The sequence below is a fragment of the Cupriavidus sp. FW305-26 genome, from assembly GCF_058787975.1.
The window spans coordinates 1-13,547 of record NZ_JBYTAH010000120.1 but is presented as its reverse complement, the minus strand read 5'-3'; the positions used below and the strand labels follow the sequence as shown (position 1 = coordinate 13,547).

Below are 13,547 nucleotides of genomic sequence, written 5' to 3'. Positions count from 1 at the left end.
CCCGTGTGAAAGTAGGTCATCGCCAGGCTCTTATTCCGCAGAACCCCCAGCCCCAAAAGGCTGGGGGTTTTTGCTTTTGGCGCGGCGGAAAATGGAATGGCTCGCCGCCGCCGCTCCGGCGTAATACTATTACCGCTGAATCCCCATTACCCATCCCATGTCGGCTGACAGCGCCTGGTACCTCTATCTGCTCGAATGCACCGGCGATTCCATCTACACCGGGATCACGACCGATGTTGCCCGCCGCTTCGCCGAGCATCTGTCCGGAAAAGGCGCTAAATATACGCGATCGCGCAAGCCCATACGCGTTTTGGGCCAATTGCGCTTCGACACGAAATCCGAAGCGTTGAAAGCGGAAATCGAGATCAAGCGCTTGAGTTCGACACAGAAGCGCGCATTTTGCGCGCAACTACCAGCAACCGAGCCGGCCCGGTAGCCGGCAGTGCGACAAAACAAAAAGGCCGGTATCGCGCAAGCGATACCGGCCTTTTTCATGCTTGCCGATCAGACCACAGTCAGCGTCACGTCGATATTGCCGCGCGTCGCGTTCGAGTACGGGCACACCTGGTGCGCCTGTTCGACCAGCTTTTCGGCAGCCTCGCGCTCGAAGCCCGGCAGCGAGATCTTCAGTTCGACCTGGATGCCGAAGCCTTGAGGGATCGGGCCGATGCCGACCGCGCCTTCGATCGTGGCATCGGCGGGCACGGTGATCTTCTGCTGGCCGGCCACGTAGCGCATGGCGCCCAGGAAGCAGGCCGAATAGCCGGCAGCAAAGAGCTGTTCCGGATTCAGGCCATTGCCGGCGCCACCCATTTCCTTGGGCACGGCCAGCTTGGCGTCGAGCTGGCCGTCGGACGTGGTGGCACGGCCGTCACGGCCGCCGGTGGCGGTGGCATGGGCGGTATAAACGACTTTTTCGAGTTTCATATAAGGCTCCGGTTTGTTGCCCGAGAGGGGCGTATCAATGCTTGCCGTCAGTCCGGCAGGCTGGAATCGGTCCGCGCCTGTTCAAGCGTCGACCGCAGTGCATGCAGGCGCTGCGTCAGGGCCTGGATCTCTTCGACCGGGCACTGCGTGGCGCACAACATCTGTTCAGGAATACGCGCTGCGCGCTGGCGCAATGCGCGGCCGGAGTCGGTCAGGCTGACCAGCACCCGCCGTTCGTCGGCTGCGTCACGGGTGCGCGTGACCAGCCGCGCCGTCTCCAGCCGCTTCAATAGTGGCGTCAGCGTCCCCGAGTCCAGCGCCAGCCGCGCGCCGAGGTCCGAGACCGTCAGCGTTTCCGCCTCCCACAACACCAGCATCACCAAATATTGCGGATAAGTAAGTCCAAGCTCACTTAATAGTGGCTTGTACAACTTGGTCATGGCCAGTGAGCTTGAATACAGCGCAAAGCACAGCTGGCGATCCAGTAGCAGCAAATCCGGGGAGGGGTCGTTGTCGCGTTCCATGGCGATATATTAGACGCAATTAGATTGTGCGCAAGATAAATTTTCATTTCGCCGAAATGTGCTGGATACGCCCGTGCATGGCCTGGTGCTGACCCTTAAGTCTGTTTTAAGTCTGGGTCGCTAGCATGACCGTGTCGCGTCGCAAACTGCCGACGCCTGATGCACAAGGAAAGGAACCACACATGATGCGCCAGACCATTGCTCGCACGGCCGTTGGTATCGCGGCCCTTGCCGCCCTTGGCGGCGGCTATGCCTATCTGCAGAAGGAAGTCATCACGCCGGGGTACGCGGCACCTGCGCCAGCCGTCGCGCCAGCGCAGCCGGCGGTCGCCGTGGCCACGCCGACGGATTTCTCCGGCATCGTGGCACAGTACGGGCCCGCCGTGGTCAATATCAGCGTCACCGCGCGCGCCCAGCGCACCGCGGCGCAGATGCCCCCGGGCATCGATCCGGACGATCCGCTGTTCCAGTTCTTCAAGCGTTTCGGGCCGCAGTTCCAGGGTCCGCAAGGCGGCCAGCAGCAACTGGTGCGCGGACTGGGCTCGGGCTTTATCGTGAGCCCGGACGGGCTGATCCTGACCAATGCGCACGTCGTCGACGGCGCGCAGGAGGTCACGGTCAAGCTGACCGACCGCCGCGAGTTCAAGGCCAAGGTGCTCGGCAGCGATCCGCAGACCGACGTGGCCGTGATCCGCATCGACGCCAAGAACCTGCCGGCCGTGCGCCTGGGCGATCCTTCGCAGGTGCGCGTGGGCGAGCCGGTGCTGGCGATCGGTTCTCCCTACGGCTTCGAGAACACCGTGACCGCGGGCATCGTCAGCGCCAAGTCGCGCTCGCTGCCGGACGATACCTATGTGCCGTTCATCCAGACCGATGTTGCCGTCAATCCCGGCAACTCGGGCGGGCCGCTGTTCAACCAGCGCGGCGAGGTGGTCGGCATCAACGCGCAGATCTACAGCCAGACCGGCGGCTACCAGGGCCTGTCGTTCGCGATCCCGATCGACGTGGCCACCAAGGTGCAGCAGCAGCTGGTGGCGCATGGCAAGGTCACGCGCGGTCGTCTCGGCATCAGCGTGCAGGAGGTGAACCAGGCGCTTGCACAATCGTTCGGGCTGCCCAAGCCTACTGGTGCGCTGGTCAACTCGGTCGAGCCCGACAGCCCGGCCGCGCGCGCTGGCCTGAAGCCTGGCGACGTCATCGTGCAGCTCGACAATGACGTGATCGACCATTCGGGCGACCTGCCCGAGCACGTGGCCGATATCAAGCCGGGCACGCAGACCTCGTTGAAGATTATCCGCAAGGGCCAGCCGATGACGCTGTCGGTGACGGTGGGCACGGCCAGGGACCGGGCCGTCGCACAGAAGGGCGGTGGCAGCGAGGCCGGTGGCCGGCTGGGGCTGGCGGTGCGCCCGCTCACGCCGGCGGAGAAGCGTGGCAGCGGCATCGACGGCGGTCTGGTGGTCGAGGACGTGGCCGGTCCCGCCGCGCGCGTCGGCATCCAGCCGGGCGACGTGATCCTGTCGCTCAACGGCACGCCCATCAGCTCGGCCGAACAGCTCAAGTCGCTGGTATCGAAATCGGGCAAGCAGGTGGCACTGCTGGTGCAGCGCGACGATGCGCGCATCTTCATTCCGCTCGACCTGGGCTGATTGCCGCGGGCACGCCAGACTGCCCGCAAGCCGTTAACTGGCAAGGCTTTGCTGCCCGCGCGGGCCGTATACCCCGACGTATACCGACACGTATACGAAGCCGGTATACGGCCCGCTAAGCCTTGCCGGAGGCGGGATTCAGCGCAACGAACTGCTTACAGAAAGCGCGCCAGCAGGTATTATCTCGACTGCGATGCACGAAGCATGCGGCGGCAGCCCCCGCCGACCCTGGTTCTGCTGAATCGACAAAGAGGAAGTCTATGCAGTTGGATTTCACCCGCGCCATCACGCCGGGTACCGATAGAGCGCGGCGACTGACGTCCACGACGTCCACCGCCGGCTCCGCGCCGAAGCCCCGGCGGCGCAAGAAGGTTGTCGCCCCCCACTGGGAGCGCGGCTATCGCTCACACTTCTACCGCAACGAACGCGGCGACAAGCTTGGCGAAGTGCGCCTGTCCGAGCGCGGCGATATCCCCGTGGTCTACCACTGGGCCGCCGGCAATTACTCTGGCGCAGAAGGCTCGCTGGCCCACGCCCGTGCGCGCGTGGAAGAGACCATCGGTTTCGGCATGCGCCAGCTCTCGCTGTTCTGAGCAGGTACTTCGCCGGTGCCGCATCCGCCGGCACTGCGACCCGTCCGCGCCATCGCCTCGCGCGCGGTGCCTTCGCTTCTCCCCAAGATTCCGCGTCTGTTCCGCAGTAGTTCCAGTCGTCGCACCGCTTGCGCATAGCCGCTCGCGCGGGCTTCAGGGCAGTCGCCGCTGCAGCAGCATGTACGCCGCCGCCCCCAGCGCCAGCACCGCAATCAGCCGATAGATATCCTCGCAGGCAATCAGCCTGGCCTGCTGCTCGATCAGCCCGTTCAGTTGCGCGAGCGCGCCCAGGTGGGCCTGCGCCGCATCGAAGCCGCGTGCGGCCAATGCCGCCTGCATGGCAGCCATCCAGTGTTCGGTCTCGGCGGGGCGCTGGCCCACCGCGTGCAGCAGGCTGTCGTGCACCGCGAACTGGCGGTTCTGCAGCAGCACCGCACCCAGCGCCGAGGCAAAGGAGCTGGCGACCTGCCGCATCAGGTTCTTGCTGCGGTAGCCATGGGCGAATTCATCGGGACCCAGCGCCCGGAACGTCAGCCCGGCGATGGGGATGATCACCAGCACGCCGAACAGGCCCTTGCCGACCAGCCCCCATGCCAGCGCCGGCGGGCCGGCGTCGGGCGGCATCTGCGAGAACCACCATGCCGTGGCGGCCATCAGCACCAGGCCGGCGACCATCAGTGGCTTCTTGCGCGTCAGGCGCGGCGCCACCTGCAGGTAGACGAAGATGCCGGCCAGGCTGACCAGCGCGGCAAAGGTGTTGAGCCAGCCGGTGGCCGCCAGCGGGATCTTCAGCGCCTGCTCGGCGTAGATCGGGAACAGGTAGCCGCTCAGGTTGCTGATCATGTAGTACACGAAGTACATCGCCAGGCCGGTCAGGTACACCGGGTGGCGCAGTGCGCGCAGGTGCAGCACGGGTTCGCTGTGGTGCCACTGGTGCCACAGGAACACGGCCAGCAGCGCCAGGCCCGCGGCGGCCACCAGCGCGAGCCGCAGCGGGTGCGAGAACACGTCGAAGCGCGCCTCGGTCAGCGCCGCCTGCAAGGTCACGATGGCGGCGCCGAACAGCAGCAGCGGCCCGAGCGCGGGGCCGCCGGTATCGGTGCGCGGCTCCGCATCCGGCAGCAGCAGCCAGGCACCCAGCGTGGCCAGCGCGGCGAACGGCAGCACGCCGTAGAACACGTCCTGCCATACGCCATGGTCGATCAGCTCGGCGGCGAAGGCCGGGCCCAGCGCCGACGCCGAGAAGATGCCGATCATGAAAATGCGGGTGGCGCGCGGGCGCGCGGTCGGGCCGAACAGCACGTTGACCAGGATGCGGCAGCTGGTGAACAGCGCGCCGCCGCCCACACCCTGGATAAAGCGCGCCACCACCATCTGCGGCAGCGCATGGCTGGTTGCGGCCACGACCGTGCCCGCCATGAACAGCAGCAGCGCCCCCGTCAGGTAGTAGCGGTAGCCGAACCGGCGCGACAGCCATTGCTGCTTCAGGATCATCAGCAAGCTGCCCACGGCGTAGGCCGCCTGCACCAGCGCGAAGCTGCGCGGGTCGGCGTCGAGGCTGCCGACGATATGGCTGGAGGCAAACACGAACATGATGTTCTCGAGGAACTCCAAGCCGGTGGCCAGCGCCAGCAGCATCATCAGCAGGGTCTGGCGCTGCCGGTGGCTCAGCCAGCGCAGCCACCGCATGCTGACGCGCAATCGCCACAGAGGCTGCCAGGGTGAGCCGGGATTCATGGCTGGAGCCCCTCCAGGGTCTGGTGCAATTGAGTCAGCGCACGCGTGGCGCCGGCCAGGCCGCCTGCGCCGAGCGGCGCCCAGGCCTCGCCGTAGGCGGCATGCACCGCGGGCGCGGCGCGCTCCAGCAGCCGGCGGCCGGCCGGGGTCAGGGTCAGCTCCAGGCTGCGCCGGTCGCTGGCCGACGCCCGCCGGCGCAGCAGCCCGCGCGCTTCCAGGCCGTCCAGCAGCCGCGTCATCTGCGTGCGCGTGGCGTCCAGCGTGGCGCCCAGCTCGGACGGCATGCTGGGCCGGTTTTCGTCGACGGCAAGCATGCTCAGCAGCAGGTACTGGCTCATGTCCAGTTCGAACGGGGCCAGCGCCTGGTCGATATGGCCGCGCAGCAGGCGCGCGGTGCGCAGCAGCAGCCTGGAGGCCAGGATCAGGTCGCGCGGGGCCTCGGGATGGCGGGCGCAGAAGCGGTCGATGCGTTGTTCGAAAGACATGGCTGGAGGCGTTGCGATCCACGCGAGCGGCGGATCGATTGCATTCGATATAGTTGCAGATGTAATTATATCAAGCGAAGCTAATCCCGGCAGGGCGTGCCGGCCGGCGTGGCTGGCGGGGGCTTAATGCCGCAACGCCGCGGCGATCTGGCGAATGCCTGCCCGCATCGCTGCCAGCGCCTGCGCATGGCCCGCGGCCGGCAGGTTGCCGTAGCGCAAGCCGACATAGGCGGCGCTGACGGCAGCGATCGCGTCGGCCGCGCGCGGCAGCCGCGCACTGGCGCGCGCGGCGAAGTCTTGCGGTCCTTCGGCCTGGGCGCGCTCGCAGCCGTGGCGGGCCAGCAGGGCGCAGAAGCGGGCATAGGCCGCATCGACCGGGTCTGCCGGCCCGCGGCGCCGCCACAGCGGCACCAGCGCCAGCAGGCACAGTGCGCCCAGCACGCCGGCCAGCAACTGCCCGGCGCCCACGCCGGCGCCGAGTGCCAGCAGCAGCCGCTGCTGCTGCGCATGGTCGTACTGCAGCACCCAGCGCTGCCAGGTGTAGACGACGCCTTCATAGGCCCAGCGCAGGTCCTTCAGCCATGCCGGTTGCTGCGACGGCCGCCAGTCCGCGGCTTCGCTGCCCACTACCGCATCCAGCCCCTGTTCGATGCGGCCCGGGGCAACGGCGCTGGTCGGGTCCACGCGCACCCAGCCGCGGCCGTCGAGCCAGACCTCGGCCCAGGCATGCGCATCGGACTGGCGCACCACGTAGTGGTTGCCGATGGGGTTGTACTCACCACCCTGGTAGCCCGTGACCACGCGCGCGGGCACGCCGGCGGCGCGCATCAAGAAGACGAAGCTGCTGGCGTAGTGCTCGCAGAAGCCGCGCCGGGTGTCGAACACGAAGCTGTCGACCTGGTCGCTGCCCAGCGGCGGTGGGCTCAGCGTATAGGCAAAGGGCGCCGCCGCGAACAGCCGCAGCGCGGCTTGCACGCGCGCGACGGGATCGGCATGGCGGTCGGCCCATTGGGCGGCCAGCGCGCGGGCGCGCGGATTGCCGTCCGGCAGGCTCAGGGCCAGCCGGCGCGTGGCGGCTGGCAGCGCTTCGGGCGCGGGGGACAGCGTGGAATGCGTGCGGTAGCGGATGCGCTGGTCCACCGGCCGGCGCACCATGAACTCGCCGTCGGGCGTGGCGGCGCCATCCACGCCGGCGGACAGTGCCTGGCCGCGGTCCAGCGCGAACAGCCAGCGCTGCTGGCTGGGCTCGAGCGTGATGCTGATGTCGATGCCATTCGTGTTGCCGGCGGCGGGCGCTGGCGCCAGTTGCTGCCGGCGCTGCCGCGACGGGTGCCAGGTGGTGCCGTCGTATTCCCACAGCACCAGCGCACGCCAGTACAGCGCCGCGGCGGGCAGCGGCGGGCCGGCGACCTCGGCACGCAGGGCGATTTCGGGAGAACGGATCAGCTGCCCGACGCTGCCCGGCCGCATGGTGTCGCTGATGCCGGTGGTGCCGCGCGGCGCCGATTGCGGCAGTTGCCACAGCGGGTGCTCCAGCCGCGGGAACAGCACGAACAGCGCCAGTGCCCACGGCAGCCCCAGCAGCGCCATGCGTCCCAGCAGCGGCCAGATCGCCAGCCGGCTGCGCGCCTCGGGGTGGTGCAGCAACAGCCAGTTGCGCAGCACCCAGGCGCCGATCGCTAGGCTGTACAGCGCCAGCCAGAACGGCTGGTCGGACAGGTACAGCGTCAGCAGCAGGTAGAACGACAGCTGCGTGACCAGCGTCGCGTCCGACAGCGCGCGGCATTCCAGCAGCTTGAGGATGACAAAGGCTCCCAGCAGCGCCACGGCGAGCTCGCGCCCCATGCCGCCGCCGTCCTGCCACACCAGCGCGCTGGCCACCAGCAGCACCATTACCGCGGTGATGCCGAGCATCCAGCGCGAAGGCAGCGGAGCCCGCCGCCGCCATAGCAGCCAGCGCCAGCCCAGCAGCAGCACCAGCAACAGGCTGACCGCCACCGGCAGCGTGCGCGCCTGCGGCGCCAGCACCAGCGCCAGCTGGCCCAGCAGCAGCCCATGGTCGTCATGCCGCAGCGGCCGCGCGACGGGTTTCACGCCCGGTCTCCGGCGCGGCAGGCCGCGGGCCGTTGCGGCCATAACGCCAGCGCTTCCAGGCAGGCGCGCCGGTGGCTGGCGCCGCGCGCTGGCGGCAGTTCTACGCCGGTCAGGCGCAGGCCGATCTCGGCATCGTCACCGGCGGCCAGCAGCCACGCGCACAGGCGCGACAGCCGCGCTTCCGCCTCCATGCCGGCCGGGAGTGCGTACCAGTCCAGCCAGCGCGCCGGTTGCTGCGGTGGATCGCCGGCGCGGCTGAGCCAGCGGCCGGTGCGCGCGCTGTGCTTCCAGGCGATGCGGTGCAGCGGGTCGCCGCTGCGGTAGCGGCGCAGCTGGTCGATGCCGTCGTCGCTGCTTGCCGCGCTCGCGGCCGTGTGCACGCCATCGCCAGCGTCTGGCCGATATGCGGCAGGCGGTGGCGGGGCATCGGGCTCCGGGGCGGGATAGACCAGCGTCGACATGTCCAGGTCCGCATAGCTCCAGACCCGGAACAGCCCGAACGGAAAGCGGCTGGCGATCGCCACGCGCGGCAGCACCAGCCGGCCCCGGCGCGCAGTCGGCACGTGCAGGGCGAGCATCCCGCTGGCGCTGCCATCGAGCGTCAGCATGGCGGTTGCCACGTTTGGCAGCGTCGGCACGCGCGCCTCGATGCCGATGCGCGCGTCGGCATCGCGGTTGTCGATGCGCAGCTGGAACACGGCATCCTGCCCGGCATGGGCCGGCGCCGCCGGGCCCGCGGCCACGGCGAGGTCGAGCAGGTTGCGGTAGGCCAGCCACATACACGCCATGCCGATGCCGGCCAGCAGGAAGGTCAGCGCAAAGCCCAGGCTGATGTTGTAGTTCAGCGAAGTCAGCAGCATCGCCGCCAGCACGACCGCAAAGCCGAGGCCGCCGCGGGTGGGCAGGATATAGAGGTGGCGCCGATCCAGCAGCAGCGTGCCGCCGGTTCCGCCGGTCGGGCGCCGGCCCGCCGTGCGGCGCTGAGCCATGACCGGCGCGCCGCGGAGCACGCTTTTGCGCGCCGCCATGGCTTTCAGGGAATGGCCACGCCGGCCTGCAGCGCGGCCAGTTCGCCGGCAACGGCGGCGTGGCCGCCCGCGCCGGCGGGCAGCAGCCGATGCGCGGCCACCGCGGTGAAGACCGCCTGCACATCTTCCGGCAGTACCATGTTGCGCTGCGCCAGCAGGGCCCAGGCGCGCGCGCAGGCCAGCAGCGCCAGCCCGGCGCGCGGCGACAGCCCCGCGGCAAAGCCGCCGTGGCTGCGCGTGGCCTGCACCAGCGCCAGCACGTAGTCCACCAGCGCCGGGCTGGCGTACACCTGTGCGGCAGCCTCCTGCAGCGCCAGCACCTGGCTGCCATCCATCACCGGCGGCAGCTCCGGCGCGCTGGCGCCGCCCAGGTACAGCACGCGCTCGAAGGCGGGGTCGGGGTAGCCGAGCGACAGCCGCATGGTGAAGCGGTCCAATTGCGATTCGGGCAAGGCATGCGTGCCGATCTGCTCCAGCGGATTCTGCGTGGCGATCACGAAAAACGGCGACGGCAGCGCGTGCGTGGTGCCGTCATGGGTCACCTGCCCCTCGGCCATGGCCTCGAGCAGCGCGCTCTGGGTCTTGGGCGGCGCGCGGTTGATCTCGTCGGCCAGCACCACCTGCGCGAACACCGGGCCGCGATGGAAGCGGAATTCGCCGGCGTCGCGGACAAAGACCGAAACCCCGATCAGGTCGGCCGGCAACAGGTCGCTGGTGAACTGCACGCGCTGGTATTGCAGCCCGAGCGTGCGCGCCAGCGCATGGGCCAGCGTGGTCTTGCCGACGCCAGGTACGTCTTCGAGCAGCAGGTGGCCGCGTGCCAGCATGCAGGCCAGCGCCAGCCGCACCTGCTGCGGCTTGCCAAGAACGATGCGGCCCAGCTGGGCCTGGGCCTCGGCCAGCGAAGCGACGATGCGTGGGCGAGCTGTCACGTTGGACCTCGGCGCAAAAGGTGAAAATAGCGGGTGGATGCACGGAATATCGGGTGAAGACCAGCGCATTGTAGCGGCGCGGGCGGCACGCGGCACCGTCTGTTTCCGTACGGAGAGTGAGTGCCCCGGCGCTGTCTGCATGGTTATGGTGCAGCGCCTGCGCCAGATTGCGCCGGTTCTGGCATCATGAGCCTGTCGGGCCACCGCGGCCCTTCCCATTCCTCTTTCCGCTGCCTGTGCCGCGCCTGCTGCAATGACCTCGCTGGACCCCTGCGCCGACCTGCCTTCCTCCGTCCTGTCTGCCGATGCCGGTGCGCTGCCGCGCCTGGTGCAGGCCTTCCACGCCAACGGTTTCGTGATCCTGCGCGGCTTTGCCGATGAGCCGGCGTGCGCGGCGCTGGAGGCGGTGACGCGTGAGCACCTGGCCGCGGCGGTGCCGCCGGTGGAGTTCGAGGCCGACCTGGGCTATCCCGGCGCGCCGGCCGCACGCGATGCCGCCGGCGGCGGCACGGTCAGGCGGCTGCGCCAGGCCTACGGGCGCGACGAAGTCTTCCGCCGCTGGGCCAGCGACCCGAAGCTGGTGGCGGTGGTGCAGGCGCTGCTGGGCGAGCCCGCCCGCATCACGCTGGCGCACCACAACTGCGTGATGACCAAGCATCCGCACTACGGCAGCCAGACTGGCTGGCACCGCGATACGCGCTACTGGTCGTTTGCCCGGCCGGAACTGGTGACGGTGTGGCTGGCGCTGGGCGACGAGGACGAACGCAACGGCGTGCTGCGCGTCATCCCGGGTTCGCACCAGGCGAAGCTGGAGCCGGGCCAGCTGGACCCGGCCGAATTCCTGATCGAAGCCCACCCGGCCAGCCAGCCCCTGCTGGATGCCGCGCAGCCGCTGGCGCTGCACCGCGGCGACGTGCTGTTTTTCGACAGCCGGCTGTTCCATGCGGCCGGCCGCAATGCCTCCGACGCGGTCAAGCTGTCAGTGGCGTTTGCGTATTTCGGGGCCAGCAACCGGCCGCTGGACGGCACGCGCTCGGCCGAGTTCGGCAGCGTGGAGCTGCCCGCGGCAGTCTGATCCCCGCGGCTGCGCTCAGGTGCGCAGCCCGACCAGCCCGGAAATCTTCTCCGAAGCTTCCAGCAGCGGCGGCAGGAAACGCTCCAGCATCTCCTGCGCGCTGGTGCGGTTGGCCTGGCCGCTGATATTGATGGCGGCGATGGTGTGGCCGGCACGGTTGCGGATCGGCGCGGCCAGCGACACCAGCCCTTCTTCCAGCTCCTGGTCGTTGAGCGCCCAGCCGCGCTTGCGGATGTCGGCGACGATGGCCTTGAGCGCATCCACGTCGGTGACGGTGCGGCTGGTGCGCGCGCGCAGGTCGGTGGCGCGCAGCACGCTGTCGAGCTCGGGCTCGGCCAGGCCGGCCAGCAGCACCCGCCCCATCGACGAGCAATAGGCCGGCAGGCGGCTGCCGATCGACAGGTTGATGGTCATGATCTTGCGCGCCGGCACGCGCAGCACGTAGACGATCTCGGTGCCGTCCAGCACTGAGATCGAGCAGCTTTCATGCACCTGCTGCGACAGCGTCTCCATGATCGGCTCGGCCAGGTTCCAGAACGGCATCGAGGTCAGGTAGGCGAAGCCCAGGTCCAGGATCTTGGGCGTCAGCCGGAACAGGCGGCCGTCGGCCTGCACGTAGCCCAACCCCACCAGCGTCAGCAGGATGCGGCGCGCGCCGGCGCGCGTCAGGCCGCTGGCCTGGGCGATCTCGGTCAGCGTCTGGGCCGGGTGCTGAGCGTTGAAGGCCCGGATGACCGACAGCCCGCGTGCAAAGGACTGCACATAGCTGTCGCTCGGCTTTTCGGGCGTGGCGGCGGCGCTGTCGGCGGTCTGCGGTGCTCGCGGCGGGTTCTGGCGGGAATCGGTGGGGCTGGCCATTTGCGTAGCCCGGCGCGGTTCGCCGGATTGGCACGGAAAGGCCGAAAGGGTAGAGGAAATGGCGGGATTGCGCCAGTACCGGCCCCGGACATGGCCTGGCGCCCGGCGCGTGGGTTCCTTACCGGAAGCTGCGCTGCGCCAGCACGAACACCGCCGCCACCACGCACAACACGGCAAAGCCGTGCAGCATGTCCATGCCGGCCAGCAGCGTGGCCTGGCGGTCGACTTCCAGCGAGATTTTGGCCAGACTCGTTGCCGAGAGCGCATCCGGCGCCTGCAGCACCGGGTTGTAGCGGGTGATGTGTTCCACCAGGTGGGTGCGGTGCTGTGCCAGGCCGTCCTGCATGAACACGCTCGCCAGCCCCGTGCCCATTGCCGAGGCGATCTGCTTGCACACGTTCTTGAACTGGTAGGCGTGCGAGAAATCCTCGACCGGCACTTCCAGGTAAGTCATCGATGCCACCTGCACCATCAGCAGCACCGGCGTCAGCCCTTCAAGCAGCACCACCGGCACCAGCGCGTAATCCGGCGCGCCCGGCATCAGCTGCTGCGACAGCAGCATCGCCGCGCAGGCGTAGACGACAAAGCCGATGGCGATCACGCGCCGCTTGCGGAACACCAGCGCCATGCCCAGCGTAATGACGATGGCGCCGATGGCCGACACCGTGCCGCTGGTCGACAACAGCATGCAGGTGGTGCGGAAGGTCAGCCCCAGCCCGGTCTGCGTGAGCGAGGGCAGCAGGAACGACCAGGCCGACGAGAGCAGGTAGTACAGCGTGTAGAAGCCCAGCCCGTACAGGTACTGGCGTCCGGCCAGGCGCGAGAAGTCGATCCATGGATCCGGATGGCGATACAGCCGCCAGCCGCTGAAGGCGAACAATGCCAGCCCGCACAGCGCGGCCAGCGGCATTTCCAGCGAGCTGAAGAAGCGCGTGTAGCGCATCTCCTGCAGCGTATGCAGGAACACCAGCGCGCCCAGCGCGGCGGCGATGGCGGCGGGCCAGTCCAGTGTCGATACCGGCGGATGCGGGTCGCGTGGCGCGCGGGTCGGGTAGGTCAGCGCCACCGACAGCAGTACCGGCAGCGCAATGCCGGCCTGGAACAGGAACACCGCGCGCCAGCCGATATCGTCCAGGAAGATGCTGGTCAGCCACGGCGTGATCGCCAGCATCGAGAACGCGCCGCCGCCGAAGCGCAGCATCAGCGGGCCGCGCTCGGCCGGCGTCGATACCAGCTGCACCAGGATGCGCGAGGCCGCGAACAGGCCGCCGGCGCCCAGCCCCTGCACCGCCTTGCCGGTGATCAGCCCGGTGGGGCTGGCAAACTCGGCGCAGATCAGCGAGCCCAGGACAAATACCAGCAGCGACCCGATGGTGAAGCGCTTGTAGGTGACGCGGCGCGCGACCTGGTCCAGCACCATGTTCATCAGCACCGCGGTGGCCGCGTAGGCCGAGATCGCGTACAGATAATCTTCCGGCGCGGCACCGACGCCGCCCTGGATATGCTGGCTGGCCACGCCCATCATCAGCGTGGAAGAGAAGTCGATACCGGTCACCAGCCCGAGCGTCAGGCCGAACAATGAAAGACGCCAGTGACCCATTTCCGGGTGACTGGCGAGTTGCATGCGCGGGCGCTGGGGGGTGGG

General features: G+C 68.9%; 13 protein-coding genes. 4 read left to right on the top strand and 9 right to left on the bottom strand.

Annotation, left to right across the window (positions count from 1 at the left end; genetic code table 11):
• Nucleotides 1-157: 157 nt before the first annotated feature.
• Nucleotides 158-436 carry a GIY-YIG nuclease family protein gene (locus AC3WQZ_RS34460; RefSeq protein ID WP_010809788.1) on the top strand — a complete coding sequence of 93 codons (279 nt, stop codon included), beginning with the start codon at nt 158-160 and terminating at the stop codon, nt 434-436.
• A 68-nt stretch (nt 437-504) separates the two neighbouring features.
• On the opposite strand, the gene AC3WQZ_RS34455 is transcribed toward AC3WQZ_RS34460, so the two are convergent.
• Complete coding sequence (locus tag AC3WQZ_RS34455) at nt 505-927, bottom strand: organic hydroperoxide resistance protein (RefSeq protein ID WP_010809789.1); 423 nt, start codon at nt 925-927, stop codon at nt 505-507.
• A gap of 47 nt (nt 928-974) precedes the next feature.
• Nucleotides 975-1,451: a MarR family winged helix-turn-helix transcriptional regulator gene (locus AC3WQZ_RS34450; RefSeq protein ID WP_011616382.1), complete on the bottom strand. Its 477-nt coding sequence runs from the start codon at nt 1,449-1,451 to the stop codon at nt 975-977.
• A 182-nt stretch (nt 1,452-1,633) separates the two neighbouring features.
• Here AC3WQZ_RS34450 and AC3WQZ_RS34445 point away from each other — a divergent pair, with 182 nt between their 5' ends.
• Nucleotides 1,634-3,100 carry a DegQ family serine endoprotease gene (locus tag AC3WQZ_RS34445; protein ID WP_010809791.1) on the top strand — a complete coding sequence of 489 codons (1,467 nt, stop codon included), beginning with the start codon at nt 1,634-1,636 and terminating at the stop codon, nt 3,098-3,100.
• A 260-nt stretch (nt 3,101-3,360) separates the two neighbouring features.
• Entirely contained in the window at nt 3,361-3,693 is a 333-nt protein-coding gene (locus tag AC3WQZ_RS34440; RefSeq protein ID WP_010809792.1) for a hypothetical protein, read from the top strand.
• A gap of 153 nt (nt 3,694-3,846) precedes the next feature.
• Here the strand turns inward: AC3WQZ_RS34440 and AC3WQZ_RS34435 are convergent, their stop codons facing one another.
• The 5 genes from AC3WQZ_RS34435 to AC3WQZ_RS34415 all read right to left on the bottom strand — a co-directional run bounded on the left by AC3WQZ_RS34435 (nt 3,847) and on the right by AC3WQZ_RS34415 (nt 9,969).
• Nucleotides 3,847-5,430 carry an MFS transporter gene (locus AC3WQZ_RS34435; RefSeq protein ID WP_492302065.1) on the bottom strand — a complete coding sequence of 528 codons (1,584 nt, stop codon included), beginning with the start codon at nt 5,428-5,430 and terminating at the stop codon, nt 3,847-3,849.
• Nucleotides 5,427-5,915, bottom strand: a complete 489-nt coding sequence (locus tag AC3WQZ_RS34430; protein ID WP_011616385.1) for a MarR family winged helix-turn-helix transcriptional regulator — start codon at nt 5,913-5,915, stop codon at nt 5,427-5,429. Before AC3WQZ_RS34430 ends, AC3WQZ_RS34435 begins: the two co-directional genes overlap by 4 nt.
• A 123-nt stretch (nt 5,916-6,038) precedes the next feature.
• The gene (locus AC3WQZ_RS34425) at nt 6,039-8,009 is read right to left on the bottom strand and encodes a transglutaminase TgpA family protein (protein ID WP_492302063.1); all 1,971 of its coding nucleotides are present in this window, start codon (nt 8,007-8,009) and stop codon (nt 6,039-6,041) included.
• A complete protein-coding gene (locus AC3WQZ_RS34420; protein WP_010809796.1) occupies nt 8,006-9,037 on the bottom strand; it encodes a DUF58 domain-containing protein in 1,032 nt (343 codons plus the stop codon). Before AC3WQZ_RS34420 ends, AC3WQZ_RS34425 begins: the two co-directional genes overlap by 4 nt.
• Nucleotides 9,038-9,042: 5 nt before the next feature.
• Nucleotides 9,043-9,969, bottom strand: a complete 927-nt coding sequence (locus AC3WQZ_RS34415) for an AAA family ATPase (protein WP_058698583.1) — start codon at nt 9,967-9,969, stop codon at nt 9,043-9,045.
• Between the two features lie 253 nt (nt 9,970-10,222).
• Here AC3WQZ_RS34415 and AC3WQZ_RS34410 point away from each other — a divergent pair, with 253 nt between their 5' ends.
• On the top strand, nt 10,223-11,044 hold the full coding sequence (locus tag AC3WQZ_RS34410; protein ID WP_492294894.1) for a phytanoyl-CoA dioxygenase family protein: 822 nt from the start codon (nt 10,223-10,225) through the stop codon (nt 11,042-11,044).
• A 15-nt stretch (nt 11,045-11,059) separates the two neighbouring features.
• Here the strand turns inward: AC3WQZ_RS34410 and AC3WQZ_RS34405 are convergent, their stop codons facing one another.
• Both AC3WQZ_RS34405 and AC3WQZ_RS34400 read right to left on the bottom strand, forming a co-directional pair.
• Nucleotides 11,060-11,902: an IclR family transcriptional regulator gene (locus AC3WQZ_RS34405; RefSeq protein WP_010809799.1), complete on the bottom strand. Its 843-nt coding sequence runs from the start codon at nt 11,900-11,902 to the stop codon at nt 11,060-11,062.
• A gap of 118 nt (nt 11,903-12,020) precedes the next feature.
• Nucleotides 12,021-13,547 (bottom strand): MFS transporter (locus tag AC3WQZ_RS34400; protein WP_492302061.1); only part of this gene is annotated, 1,527 nt, incomplete at its 5' end.